This window comes from Chitinimonas sp. BJYL2 (genome assembly GCF_027257935.1).
Taxonomy (GTDB): Bacteria; Pseudomonadota; Gammaproteobacteria; order Burkholderiales; family Chitinimonadaceae; genus Chitinimonas.
The window spans coordinates 327,440-338,454 of record NZ_JANZKW010000002.1; the positions used below are offsets into that span (position 1 = coordinate 327,440).

Here is an 11,015-nt window from a genome sequence, read left to right on the forward strand (position 1 = left end):
AGGTTTGTCATGGTTCGCTTGTCGGCTTTGAACGCACCCGGATCAATACTGTACGATCGTACAACAAATAGAGACATACCCCACCACGGAGACCACGCAATGCGCACCATCCCCGCCCTGTTTGCGAGCCTGCTGGCGCTCACCGCGCCGCTGGCATTGGCCGATAGCCCGGTTGGCATCTGGAAGAACGTCAGCGACAAAACCGGTAAGGTCGAAGCCCTGATTGAGATCAGCGACGTAAAAGGTGAGCTGCGCGGCAAGCTGGTCAAGCTGATGGACCCCAAGGAAACCGTGTGCAAGGAATGTCCAGGCGACAAGAAAAACGCCCCACTGATGGGCCTGGAAATCATTTGGGGCGTGAAGAAGGATGGCGATGAGTGGGCAGGCGGCAAGATCCTGGACCCCAACAACGGCAAGATCTACAGCGTGAAGATGGCGCTGCTTGAAGCAGGCAAGAAGCTGGAAGTCCGCGGTTTTCTGGGCTTCTCGCTGCTGGGACGCTCCCAGGTGTGGCATCGCGACCAGTAATCCGCCTCAACCTGCCAAGGAATCCCCATGCACGCACGCACCCTGCTGGCCACGTTTGTCGCTTGCCTGAGCACCCAGGTGCTGGCCATGACGCCCTCTGAGCAGATCATGGAGCAGTTCATCGACGCCAAGGATGGCGACACGATCACCCTGCCCGCCGGCAAGTTCGAGTTCACCCAGACGCTGTCGGTTTCGGCCAACAACCTGACGATCCGCGGCGCGGGCATGGACAAGACCATCCTCTCGTTCAAGGGCCAGAACACCGGCAACGGCATTGACGCCACAGGCAAGAAGATCACCTTTGAAGACTTTGCCATCATCGACAGCAAGGCCGATGGCCTCAAGGTGCAGAACTGCGAAGACCTGACGATCCGCCGCCTCTCGGTTGACTGGACAGGCCCGGTCAAGGAAAGCAACGGCGGCTACGGCCTCTATCCGGTGGCGTGCAAGCGACTGCTGATCGAGCACAACTTTGTGCGTGGCGCATCGGATTCGGGCCTGTATGTGGGCCAGTCGGAAGACATCATCGTCCGCCGCAACACGGTCACGGAAAACGTGGCCGGGATCGAGATCGAAAATTCGCTGCGCGCCGATGTGTACGAGAACGATGCCTATAACAACACCGGCGGCATCCTCGTGTTCTCGATGCCCGATCTGCCCGTCATCCGCAACGGCGCCGGCACGCGCGTGTTCCGCAATGTGATCCGCGACAACAACACGCCCAACTTTGCCGGCAAGGGCAATATCGTCGGCTTGGTGCCGGCCGGTACAGGGGTGATGATCCTGGCCAACCGCGATGTGGAAATCTTCGAGAACGCCATCGTCAACAATCAGAGCGCCAGCGTGATCGTGACCAGCTTTTATGCATCGGAGCGCCCGATCAAAGACCCGAACTACGAGGCCCATGCTCGCAATACCTACATCTACAACAATGTGATGAAGAACAGTGGCTATGCGCCAGCCGGCATGCTCAAGGACATCCAGTCCGGCATGGGGCTGGCCGGGGTCAAGCTCGAACGCATGCCACATGTGGTGCACGACGGCATTCTGGCCGGCAAGATCGGCAATATTGGCGAGCTCAAGCTGTGCATCAAGAACAACGCCATGAGCGAACCGAACCAGGCCTTCGTGAACACCACGCTGGAGGACGCGGGCTTCTGGTCTGCCCTGTTCCGTCTGTGGAAACCCAAGGCTTACGACGCGATTCCGGCCGAGCATGATTGCACCCTGCCCGCACTGCCGGCCGTGGCCGCGGTGAGTTGAGCCCTTAGCATGCGTTCCACCGTGTACCGCACGCTGGCAAGCGGGCTGCTGGCGGCGCTGCCGCTGTGCAGTCTGGCTGCCAGCCCGATCCCCGCTACGCTCGATGAATACGGCGTACTCGGCACCGATGGCAAGGTGTTGAGCCTGCGCGGCAACACCATGGTCTACGACCTGGCCGCGCCGCTGTTCACTGACCATGCACTCAAGTTCCGCACCCTCACCCTGCCGTCCGGCAGCACGGTCCACTACCGCGGTGACGAGGTACTGGACCTGCCCATCGGCACCATCATCAGCAAGACGTTCTACTATGCCCGCGACCCGGCCCGGCCCGGGGGCTGGCTCAAGACCGCCAAATCCGATGGCGGCGAGCAGATTGATCTGGCACGCCACCGCATGATCGAGACGCGCATCCTGCGTCGCGATTCCGACGGCAGCTGGCAGGCCAATACCTATGTGTGGAACGAGGCGCAAACGCAGGCCACGCTGCGCCGCATCGGCCAGGATATCGACGCCACGCTGCACGATGCCGCCAGCAAAACCACCAACAATCTACGCTACAGCGTGCCCAACGCCCGTCAGTGCCAGACCTGCCACGCGGTCAACGCCACCAACGGGCAAGCCGGCATCCAGCCCATCGGTCCGCGCGTGCGATACATCAATCTGGATTACCGCTACGACCAAGGCCCGATGAACCAGCTCGCCAAACTGGCTACGCTGGGCAAGATTGATGGCCTGCCCACCAACGCCGCCGATCTGCCCAAGCCCATCGCCTATGCCGACCCCAAGGCCGGCACGGTGGAGCAACGCGCGCGGGCCTATCTGGAGATCAACTGCGCCCACTGTCACAACGCCATGGGCGATGCGCGCCAATCGGGCCTGATGCTGACGCCCGACGCCAAGGGCAGCGCGCTGGGCATCTGCAAACAGCATGTCGCGGCGGGTTCCGGCGGTGCCAACCTGACTTACGACATCGTGCCTGGCAAGCCCAACCAGTCGCTGCTCATCAGCCGGATGGAGGCCACGACCGGCCAGGCCATGATGCCACGCGTGGGCCGCAGCCTCGCGGACCAAGCGGCCATTGAGCTGCTGCGCGCTTGGATAGCCGCGATGCCAGGCGGGTGTGACAACGGACACTAGCCCTACCTCGCACACCGCGGCGAGGTCCCTCACGTACACCGTGCGGTATCACACAGACCATCACGCCCGTCTCAGGCATGGTTATCGGCAACCATCACCCGATGGCCTATGCCCGTAATGCAAGGCTCGATACGAACAGGTGGCCGACCATGATTGCCAATACGCTCACCCCAACGGCCAGTGCCGAATCTGCGCAAGCCATCGCAGCGGACGCGCCTGCCTTGCCGCTCACGCCGGTCAGCAGCATTGCGCTGGTTGCCCGCTCGCGTTTGCTGACAGTAGGCATCAACGCGTTCCTGGCCGAGGTATCTGCCATGCTGGCGCGCACCCAGATCAGCCTGGTCATTGTCTGTGACGACGCTGGCAAGGCCGTCGGCGTAATCACCGAAACAGTTCTGGTGAGGCAACTAGGCTTCGGGCAGGCAGACGTGTTCTCCACCCGCGCAGGCGACGTAATGACACACACATTCACCACCTGCCGACCGGAGGATTCATTACCCGAGGTGCTGGCGATGATGCACGAGCGCGGACTGATTCATGTCCCGGTTCTGGATGCGGACCATCACCCCGTGGGCGTCATCAATGCCCGCGACGGCTTGCGTGCACTGCTGGCCATGGGCAATCAGGAAGAGGCGCTGCTGCGCAACTATGTCATGGGCGTGGGTTACCAATAATTCGCCGCACAGACCGGCCTGCGATCAATCGTCGCGCGTCAGCACTTCCAGCAGCTCGATGTCGAACGTGAGATCGGCGTTGGGTTTGATATGCGCGCCCACGGCGCGCTCACCATAAGCAAGATGCGCCGGAACAATCAGCTTGCGCTTGCCGCCTACCTGCATCCCCATCAAGCCGATATCCCAACCCTTGATCACTCGCCCGGTGCCGATCACGCACTGAAACGGTTTGCCACGCTGATGCGAGGAGTCGAACACCGTGCCATCGTCAAGCCAGCCGGTGTAATGGGTAGTGATCAGGGCACCTTTGACCACAGCTTTGCCGCTGCCGGGCTGGAGGTCGATGATTTGCAGTTCGGTACTCATGGCATGCTCGCAAAGAAATGGCGGCGATTTGAGCGGATAGCCTGTCAACGCCCGGGCAAGCAGTTTGCCAAGGCGTATCTCAATCGGCTTCCGGTCGGGGACAAATTATGAAAGTTCGGTAACGTACAGATCAATGCAGCGCAGGCGCCCAAAGTGCACCTATCCCCCGGACCGTGCGCGTTTGCAAGGTCTAGCCTTTGATGGAGTGCAACCTAGAGCCAGACATGAATCCTACCCCACTGACGCCCCACAAGCCTGCCAGCACGGTATCGCAAAGCAGTCACTTTCAGCCGGCAACGCTTTACCGTCCTCCCAGCAAGCGACGCTCGCAATGGCTGATTGCATCGGGCCTGATCCTGCTGGTCGTGATTGTCGTACTGTTCATGCAGGGCAGCGGACTGGTCTGAGTAAGCTGACGCCTTCTCATGCGGCACGGATGTTTGCAGAAACGGCGGGCCGCAAGGTGACCAGTTGATAGGCACATACTCTCAAAAAAAAGCCCGCGACATCATCGCGGGCTTTTTTTCACCGCCTTGCCAGCGGGTCAACCGGCAAGGGGTGAGAGACTTGCTCAGAAGCGGTGATCCAGGCCCAGCACATAGTACTTGGCCATGGACGCGCCTTCGATCTTGGCAGCGACGACTTCGTACTGGATACGAGTGCGCTTGGTGAAGCGATACTCGCCACCGATCGAGTACTTGTCTTCGCTATCCTGCACTTCCCAGTCGCCGAACTTGCTGCGACCGTTGTTGCGGTAGCCCACGTAGAAGCCAATGTTGTCGATCAGCGTGGCGTAATTTACCGACCAGTTGTTGCGGGTCAGATCAGGCAGGCCGGTTTGTTGTCGATTCACATGGCCGGCCATCACTGCAATCATGCCGACCGGCGTGATGTACGACGTGCCCAAAAGCGTGTGCGTGGTGCGGTTCTCGGCGGCCAGTGCGGTCAGCTCGCAGCGATTTTTGCAGGCGGCATCAAACGCAACCTTGCTCAGGGCATTGGCCGTTGCTGCGCCCACAACAGGGGTCAGGCCTGCAGCCAGACCTGCTGTACCGGCATTCTTGGCGCCAATCAGGATGCCATTAACGGCGGCCTGCGTGCTGTAGGGATCCACCACTTGGTTGCGGTTCTGCTCAACGCCCAGATCAATGCTGAACTGGCCAATGGCTGGCTTGCTGGTCGAGTAGCCGATACGGGCGGAAAGACGGCTACCGGCATCCTGGGTAGCAGTCTTGTTCTCACCCACAGCCACCAGACCCGAGAAACGCAGGCCATCCCAATCGCCGTAGTCATATCGCACAGCGTTATCGGCATAGATGTTCGGCTCGATGTTACGGGCCAGAGCAGGAATCTGCGCGGCATCGAGGCCCGCGTTGATCTGACCGACAGCACCGCGAATGCCGGCGCTCAGCGCACCACTCAGTGGGGGTGGGAGCGGGCCAGCGGCTGCCAACGCGGCCGTGACGGCGGCATCGGCATCCAGACGCTGGTTCTTGGGCAGGAGGGTGTTTTCCACCCACGCCGACAAGCCCGAGGCCAGGCCCAACGAGTTGTCATACTGTTCGTTGATATCGCGAATCGTCGTGAAACCGCGGCCAAACTTCATGGAACCCCACGAGCCGCGCAGGCCCACCCAGGCTTCACGGTTGCCGAAGGCATTGCGCGGCTTGGCCTGCGGGCCGCAATCGGCCACGATGCGCGAGCTGGGTTGCTCGTCCAGACATACCAGCGTCGATACCTCGAAAAAGGCTTTCAGGTCCGGGTTGATGGTTTCCTGACCACTGAGGTCAATACGGGAACCCGCCGACTCGATATAGGTTGAACGCGGCGAGACGCCTTCCAGTTCGACGCTGGCAATGCCGACGCGCATGCGGCCAGACAGAACCACGCCATCGTCGGCGGCCTGCGCAGCAGCCGAAGCCAGTGCCGAGGCCACGGCAAGTGCGCACAGGCTATAGCGCGCGGCACGGCGTGCAGTGTGTTGCTGATTCATTTGGAGTCCCCTCTTATATTTTCGGGCAGCGCGAAGGCCCCCTCCCTTGGTTGACGCGAAGGTTAACTGCACCCAGCGTGAACGCATCAGAGCATAAACCTGTACTGATGTGCAATTTACCAAGCATGCGCCCGCATTGCTGTTGTATAAACGATCCGCTGCCGTGTTGCGCAGCGCTTGGCATTAGAATGCTGCCCCATGACCGATACCCTCACGCCCCCTGCCCGACCTGCCGGCCGCAAGCTACAGCGGCGTGGCGAGGAATCCCGGCGCAAGATTCTTGATGCAACCCTGGTGCTGATCGCCAAGCGTGGCCTGCACGGTGTCACACACCGCGCGATTGCAGCCGAAGCCGAAGTGCCGCTATCGCTCACCACCTACTTCTTCTCTGGTCTGAGTGATCTGATTGCCCAGACCTTTGATCACTTTGTTGCCGTTGCCGCCAACGACAACATGGAGATCCTTCACCGGCTGGCGATGTTTCTCGATGGTTTCCCCGCCGAGGACCTGCTGCAGAATCCTGCAATCCGTCTGCAAGTTCGCAATGTGGTGGCTTCGCAACTGGCGAACTTCATTCGCGAGCAAGCATCCGTCAACTCAGTGGGGCTGGCGGTAGAACTCAACTTCCTCTCCCTCTATCGGCTAGAAGCCCCGATTCGCGCCAAAGTCATGGCCTACCGAGGCTCACTGGTGGCCGGCATTGCCGAACTAGCCAGACGCATGGGCTCATCACAGCCCGAGACTGACGCATCGCTGGTACTGGCGGTGATACACCGCTTGCAGTTTGAGTGCATGAATCTGCCGCCCCCATGGCCGGAGACGCTGCTCGAAGCCGAAATCGGCCGCATGCTGACACTGGTACTACGTCTGCCTGACGCTGCTCCTCTCCATGTTTGACCTGCTCACGCTGGTCATACTGGCATTTGCTGCCGGCCTGATCGACGCCGCCGTTGGCGGTGGCGGACTGGTGCAAGTACCGGGACTATTTGCCACGCTGCCCCAGCACACCCCGGCCACCCTCTTCGGCACCAACAAGTTCAGCTCGGTTTTCGGCACCAGCGTGGCGGCTTGGCGCTACGCCAGAAAAATCGACATTGCCTGGCGGCTGGTGATCCCCGCTGCCCTCACTGCCTTTGCGTTCTCCTTCGTGGGGGCCATGGCTGTCAGCCAGATTCCCAAGGAGTGGATGCGCCCGTTGGTGCTGGCACTGCTGTTGTTCATGCTGGCCTACACGCTTTACAAGAAGGACTTTGGCGCACTGCACCGACCCGCGCACATCGGTCGACGTGAGCTGTTGGTAGCGCTGGCGATCGGTGGTGCCATCGGCTTTTACGATGGCCTTTTCGGACCAGGCACAGGCAGTTTCCTGATCTTCTTGTTCATCCGCTTCTTCGGTTTCGACTTTTTGCGCGCCTCTAGCGCCGCCAAGATCGTCAACATTGCTACCAACCTGGCGGCGCTCGCGTTTTTCATACCCAGCGGTAATGTGCTTTACCACTTTGCCATTCCCATGGCGGCGGCGAATATTGCGGGGGCCACGCTCGGGGCCCGCATTGCCATGAAAGGCGGCGCGAGTCTTGTACGCCAGCTGTTTATCGGCCTCGTCACGGCACTCATTGCCAAGCTGGCTTACGACACCGTCTCGCCCTGGCTGTAAGCAACCGTTTATCGCCAACCCTCTGTTTCAACTAAGAATACTCATTCACCCCCTTGACTAATGACCACCGGTCATTATTAAATCCACCCTCAAATGACCATCGGTCATTTTATTTCAAACAGAAAATGACCAGCGGTCACTTAACCAATAAGGAATCTGCATCATGAAAGACCTTCAAGGCAAATGGGCACTGGTAACCGGTGCATCAAGCGGTTTCGGGGTGGACTTTGCAACGGCGCTGGCCGAGCGCGGTGCGAATCTTGTTCTGGCAGCCCGGCGGCTTGAACCCATGCAAGCGCTAGCCAGCGAATTGGCAAAGGCGCATGGCATCCGCGTCATGGTGGAGGGAATCGATCTAAGCAACGCCGGCGCGGCCACCGCACTCAAGACCCGTCTTGATGGTGCAGGTATTGGTGTTGATATCCTCATCAACAATGCGGGCTACGGCGTATATGGCAGCTTTCTGGATCAGCCCCTCGCCAAGACCATGGATATGCTTCAACTCAATATGCTCGCCCTGACCGAACTGACACATGTCTTTGCCAGTGACATGGTCAAGCGCGGCGGTGGCCATGTGCTGCTGGTCGCCAGCATCGGTGGCTACCAGGCAACCCCTACCTACGCCGCCTACTCGGCCAGCAAGGCATACGTGCTGCTGTTCGGCGAAGCCCTTAACGCCGAACTCGCGTCGCATAATGTCAAAGTTTCGGTCCTCTCCCCCGGTATCACGGCCACCAACTTCCTGGCCGTCTCGGGTCAACGCGCCACGCCTTACCAGAAACTGGTGATGATGCAATCGCGCCCCGTGGTCGATATCGGTCTGGCCGCCATGTTCAAGGGCATACCCAGTGTCGTGCCCGGTGTAGCCAACAAACTGACGATTTTTGGTAACCGTTTTGCACCGCGTCGCTTGCAGAGCCGCGTCGCTCATCAACTGATGAAGAACTGAGAACCGCCATGAAGCGCTTGCTGATTCTGGGTGCCACCGGCCTCGTCGGTGGCCAGCTACTGCAACAGGCACTGGTCGATCCACGCATTGATTCGGTGACTGCGCCCACACGCCGCCCCTTGCCGGGCCACCCCAAGCTGCGCAACCCGGTGGTGGATTACGCCGAGCTGCCTGCCGAGGCTGACTGGTGGAATGCAGATGCTGTTGCCTGTGCCTTGGGCACCACACTCAATCAAGCTGGCTCACAAGCAGCATTCCGGACAGTGGACCACCACTATGTGCTGGCCGCAGCAACCCTGGCGCATCAAGCGGGTACGCCGGCATTTGTGCTCAACTCATCCCTCGGCGCGTCGCTCGATGCGGGTTCGTTCTACTTGCGCGTCAAGGGCGAGATCGAACGCGATCTGGCTGCACTCGGCTTTGCCTCGCTCACCATCGTGCGCCCCTCTCTGCTTGATGGCGGACCACGCCCGGACTCGCGCCCGGCCGAATCCCTTGCACTGGCGCTATCCAGAATGCTCGGCCCCTTGGTGCCACGATCCATCCGGCCCGTTACAACAGAGCGCGTGGCGGCATGTATGCTGCGCGCCGTGCATCAGCCAGCGGCTGGCATTACCCTCATCGAATCCCGCGACATACACGACACACCATGACCCAACGCGCGCTCGCACTCGAAGACAAAGCCGCTCGCCGAAGCAGCATTCTGGCTGCAGCGCGCGAGCTGTTCCTGCAAGACAGCCACACCCTGCCCTCGGCTGCCCGCATCGCCGAGGCCGCCGGTCTCGCCAAAGGCACGGTCTACCTGTACTTCCGCACCAAGGAAGAGATCTTTGTTGCCCTGCTGAATGAAGACTTTGCCGGCCTATTCGATGCCGTAGCCCGCGCCCTAAAGGATCAAGCACCGAACGCCGAGTCATTGGCCACAACCCTGATTGGCAACTTCATCCATTACCTCGATGCCCACCCGGAACTGCTCCGGCTGGATGCAATGGCCTATAGCGTACTGGAACAGAATCTGGGAGAAGCGCAGTTACGCGGTTTCAAACTGGAGCTCACCCACCGTCTGGTCAGCACCGGCGCGCTGATCGACACCGCGCTGAACTTGCCCGAAGGCCGCGGTGCCACCTTGCTGCTGCGTACCTATGCCTTGACGAGAGGTCTGTGGCAATCGCTCGACTACCCTCCCGCCCTCAGAGCCCTGCTCGCTGATCCCGCCTTCGCACCGATCCGACCGGATTTCCGCACCGAACTGATTGCCGCACTGAACGAGTATTGGCGAGGCGCGCTGGCCGGGTAGAATCGGGGGGTTCCTATCCGGATGCCACCTACCATGCTCAAAAAGCTGCTCGCCGGTCTCACCCTGGCACTGATCCTGATCTCTCCTGCCGCCCAAGCCAACACCCCTGCAACAGACAAAGGCGTGCTGGTGGTCTACTTGGGTTCGGATGACTGCCGCTGGTGTACCTGGTGGGAAAGCCGCCTCTCCGGTCAGGAGCTCAAGTTCAAGGCAACGCCGGAATTCAAGCAACTCCAATACCGCAGCGTCAAAAACACCTATCTGGCTGATCCATACGAAGCTCGCGATTTTCCGTCGGACCTGAAGTGGGTGTTCGATGAAATGACCCCGGCTGATCGCAAGCCGCCACGCCCAACCTTCCTCGTTTACAACGACGGCAAACTGGTCGGCAAATATGTGGGCGCACCAGGCTGGGAAGAAAAAGGCTTCCCCGCCGTCCGCAAACTGCTGGCCGCCAAGCCCTGACCCCGACACGAGTTCCCCATGCCCCAGTACAAGCGCCCAGAGTCTGTCCTCGTCGTCATCTACACCCCGGACCTTAAGGCCCTGATCATTGAGCGCGCCGATTACCGCGACGCCTGGCAATCGGTGACCGGTAGTCTCGAAGATAACGAGACCCCGGCCCAAACGGCCTTGCGCGAAGTCGGCGAGGAAGTCGGCATCGATGCCAGCCAGTACGAGCTGCAGGATTGGGGTATCACCAATGTCTGGGAAATCTTCGAAGTCTGGCGCCACCGGTACGCGCCCGGCGTAACCGAGAATACCGAGCATGTGTTCGGACTGCTGGTGCCAGAAATTTTCGAGCCCAAACTATCGCAACGTGAACACACGGGCTGGCTGTGGCGGGATTGGCATGCAGCAGCCGAGGCCGTTTTTTCGCCTTCGAATGCCGATGCGCTAAGGATGCTGCCCGACATGGCAGAGAAGTTTGGCGCAAGCATGGTGACCAAAGGCACGGCCTGAAGGGCGGCGTTGGCATTACACCTTCGCGCTTCAGCGGGCTGTTTTTTGCGAAGACAACGTGGGACCCATGAAGTCGATCTCTTCGGAGACAGGCATAAGCACCAGCACCTGGCAGGACAAGCGGCTCAAATGAAGGGGCATCAGAAGCACTGACTCAAGCCCATCAATAACGAGCACTCGCGCCAGCT

At 60.3% G+C, this 11,015-nt stretch carries 14 protein-coding genes; 12 read left to right on the plus strand and 2 right to left on the minus strand.

Translation table 11 applies throughout. The annotated features are described in order from the left end of the window. The first annotated feature begins 99 nt into the window (after positions 1-99). The 4 genes from O9X62_RS07080 (at position 100) to O9X62_RS07095 (ending at position 3,602) form a co-directional block, all read left to right on the plus strand. Positions 100-528: a DUF2147 domain-containing protein gene (locus O9X62_RS07080; RefSeq protein ID WP_269532101.1), complete on the plus strand. Its 429-nt coding sequence runs from the start codon at positions 100-102 to the stop codon at positions 526-528. Positions 529-555: 27 nt separating this feature from the next. Next, entirely contained in the window at positions 556-1,791 is a 1,236-nt protein-coding gene (locus tag O9X62_RS07085) for a parallel beta-helix domain-containing protein (RefSeq protein ID WP_269532102.1), read from the plus strand. Positions 1,792-1,800: 9 nt separating this feature from the next. Then, complete coding sequence (locus O9X62_RS07090; protein WP_269532103.1) at positions 1,801-2,928, plus strand: SO2930 family diheme c-type cytochrome; 1,128 nt, start codon at positions 1,801-1,803, stop codon at positions 2,926-2,928. 149 nt (positions 2,929-3,077) lie between these two features. Beyond that, on the plus strand, positions 3,078-3,602 hold the full coding sequence (locus O9X62_RS07095; RefSeq protein WP_269532104.1) for a CBS domain-containing protein: 525 nt from the start codon (positions 3,078-3,080) through the stop codon (positions 3,600-3,602). A gap of 24 nt (positions 3,603-3,626) precedes the next feature. Here the strand turns inward: O9X62_RS07095 and O9X62_RS07100 are convergent, their stop codons facing one another. Then, a complete protein-coding gene (locus tag O9X62_RS07100) occupies positions 3,627-3,968 on the minus strand; it encodes an FKBP-type peptidyl-prolyl cis-trans isomerase (protein ID WP_269532105.1) in 342 nt (113 codons plus the stop codon). A 224-nt stretch (positions 3,969-4,192) separates the two neighbouring features. Between O9X62_RS07100 and O9X62_RS07105 the strand changes: the two genes are divergently transcribed. After that, on the plus strand, positions 4,193-4,375 hold the full coding sequence (locus O9X62_RS07105) for a hypothetical protein (RefSeq protein WP_269532106.1): 183 nt from the start codon (positions 4,193-4,195) through the stop codon (positions 4,373-4,375). Between the two features lie 164 nt (positions 4,376-4,539). On the opposite strand, the gene O9X62_RS07110 is transcribed toward O9X62_RS07105, so the two are convergent. Beyond that, positions 4,540-5,961 carry a porin gene (locus O9X62_RS07110; protein ID WP_269532107.1) on the minus strand — a complete coding sequence of 474 codons (1,422 nt, stop codon included), beginning with the start codon at positions 5,959-5,961 and terminating at the stop codon, positions 4,540-4,542. Positions 5,962-6,159: 198 nt separating this feature from the next. On the opposite strand from O9X62_RS07110, the gene O9X62_RS07115 reads away from it, so the two are divergent. The 7 genes from O9X62_RS07115 (at position 6,160) to nudB (ending at position 10,827) form a co-directional block, all read left to right on the plus strand. Next, positions 6,160-6,858, plus strand: a complete 699-nt coding sequence (locus O9X62_RS07115) for a TetR/AcrR family transcriptional regulator (RefSeq protein ID WP_269532108.1) — start codon at positions 6,160-6,162, stop codon at positions 6,856-6,858. Then, entirely contained in the window at positions 6,851-7,618 is a 768-nt protein-coding gene (locus O9X62_RS07120) for a TSUP family transporter (protein ID WP_269532109.1), read from the plus strand. The genes O9X62_RS07115 and O9X62_RS07120 overlap by 8 nt, the downstream gene beginning before the upstream one ends. A 163-nt stretch (positions 7,619-7,781) precedes the next feature. Further along, complete coding sequence (locus tag O9X62_RS07125) at positions 7,782-8,567, plus strand: SDR family oxidoreductase (RefSeq protein WP_269532110.1); 786 nt, start codon at positions 7,782-7,784, stop codon at positions 8,565-8,567. An 8-nt stretch (positions 8,568-8,575) separates the two neighbouring features. Continuing rightward, on the plus strand, positions 8,576-9,220 hold the full coding sequence (locus O9X62_RS07130; RefSeq protein ID WP_269532111.1) for an NAD(P)H-binding protein: 645 nt from the start codon (positions 8,576-8,578) through the stop codon (positions 9,218-9,220). Then, on the plus strand, positions 9,217-9,864 hold the full coding sequence (locus tag O9X62_RS07135) for a TetR family transcriptional regulator (protein ID WP_269532112.1): 648 nt from the start codon (positions 9,217-9,219) through the stop codon (positions 9,862-9,864). The genes O9X62_RS07130 and O9X62_RS07135 overlap by 4 nt, the downstream gene beginning before the upstream one ends. Before the next feature lie 33 nt (positions 9,865-9,897). After that, positions 9,898-10,329 carry a hypothetical protein gene (locus O9X62_RS07140; protein WP_269532113.1) on the plus strand — a complete coding sequence of 144 codons (432 nt, stop codon included), beginning with the start codon at positions 9,898-9,900 and terminating at the stop codon, positions 10,327-10,329. A gap of 18 nt (positions 10,330-10,347) precedes the next feature. Next, the gene (nudB, locus tag O9X62_RS07145; RefSeq protein WP_269532114.1) at positions 10,348-10,827 is read left to right on the plus strand and encodes a dihydroneopterin triphosphate diphosphatase; all 480 of its coding nucleotides are present in this window, start codon (positions 10,348-10,350) and stop codon (positions 10,825-10,827) included. Positions 10,828-11,015 lie beyond the last annotated feature (188 nt).

What these genes read in the sequence shown, in the direction of transcription:
- O9X62_RS07080 (WP_269532101.1), top strand. Translation starts at nt 100, where the DNA reads ATGCGCACCATCCCCGCCCTGTTTGCGAGCCTGCTGGCGCTCACCGCG.
- O9X62_RS07085 (WP_269532102.1), top strand. Translation starts at nt 556, where the DNA reads ATGCACGCACGCACCCTGCTGGCCACGTTTGTCGCTTGCCTGAGCACC.
- O9X62_RS07090 (WP_269532103.1), top strand. Translation starts at nt 1,801, where the DNA reads ATGCGTTCCACCGTGTACCGCACGCTGGCAAGCGGGCTGCTGGCGGCG.
- O9X62_RS07095 (WP_269532104.1), top strand. Translation starts at nt 3,078, where the DNA reads ATGATTGCCAATACGCTCACCCCAACGGCCAGTGCCGAATCTGCGCAA.
- O9X62_RS07100 (WP_269532105.1), bottom strand. Translation starts at nt 3,968, where the DNA reads ATGAGTACCGAACTGCAAATCATCGACCTCCAGCCCGGCAGCGGCAAA.
- O9X62_RS07105 (WP_269532106.1), top strand. Translation starts at nt 4,193, where the DNA reads ATGAATCCTACCCCACTGACGCCCCACAAGCCTGCCAGCACGGTATCG.
- O9X62_RS07110 (WP_269532107.1), bottom strand. Translation starts at nt 5,961, where the DNA reads ATGAATCAGCAACACACTGCACGCCGTGCCGCGCGCTATAGCCTGTGC.
- O9X62_RS07115 (WP_269532108.1), top strand. Translation starts at nt 6,160, where the DNA reads ATGACCGATACCCTCACGCCCCCTGCCCGACCTGCCGGCCGCAAGCTA.
- O9X62_RS07120 (WP_269532109.1), top strand. Translation starts at nt 6,851, where the DNA reads ATGTTTGACCTGCTCACGCTGGTCATACTGGCATTTGCTGCCGGCCTG.
- O9X62_RS07125 (WP_269532110.1), top strand. Translation starts at nt 7,782, where the DNA reads ATGAAAGACCTTCAAGGCAAATGGGCACTGGTAACCGGTGCATCAAGC.
- O9X62_RS07130 (WP_269532111.1), top strand. Translation starts at nt 8,576, where the DNA reads ATGAAGCGCTTGCTGATTCTGGGTGCCACCGGCCTCGTCGGTGGCCAG.
- O9X62_RS07135 (WP_269532112.1), top strand. Translation starts at nt 9,217, where the DNA reads ATGACCCAACGCGCGCTCGCACTCGAAGACAAAGCCGCTCGCCGAAGC.
- O9X62_RS07140 (WP_269532113.1), top strand. Translation starts at nt 9,898, where the DNA reads ATGCTCAAAAAGCTGCTCGCCGGTCTCACCCTGGCACTGATCCTGATC.
- nudB (WP_269532114.1), top strand. Translation starts at nt 10,348, where the DNA reads ATGCCCCAGTACAAGCGCCCAGAGTCTGTCCTCGTCGTCATCTACACC.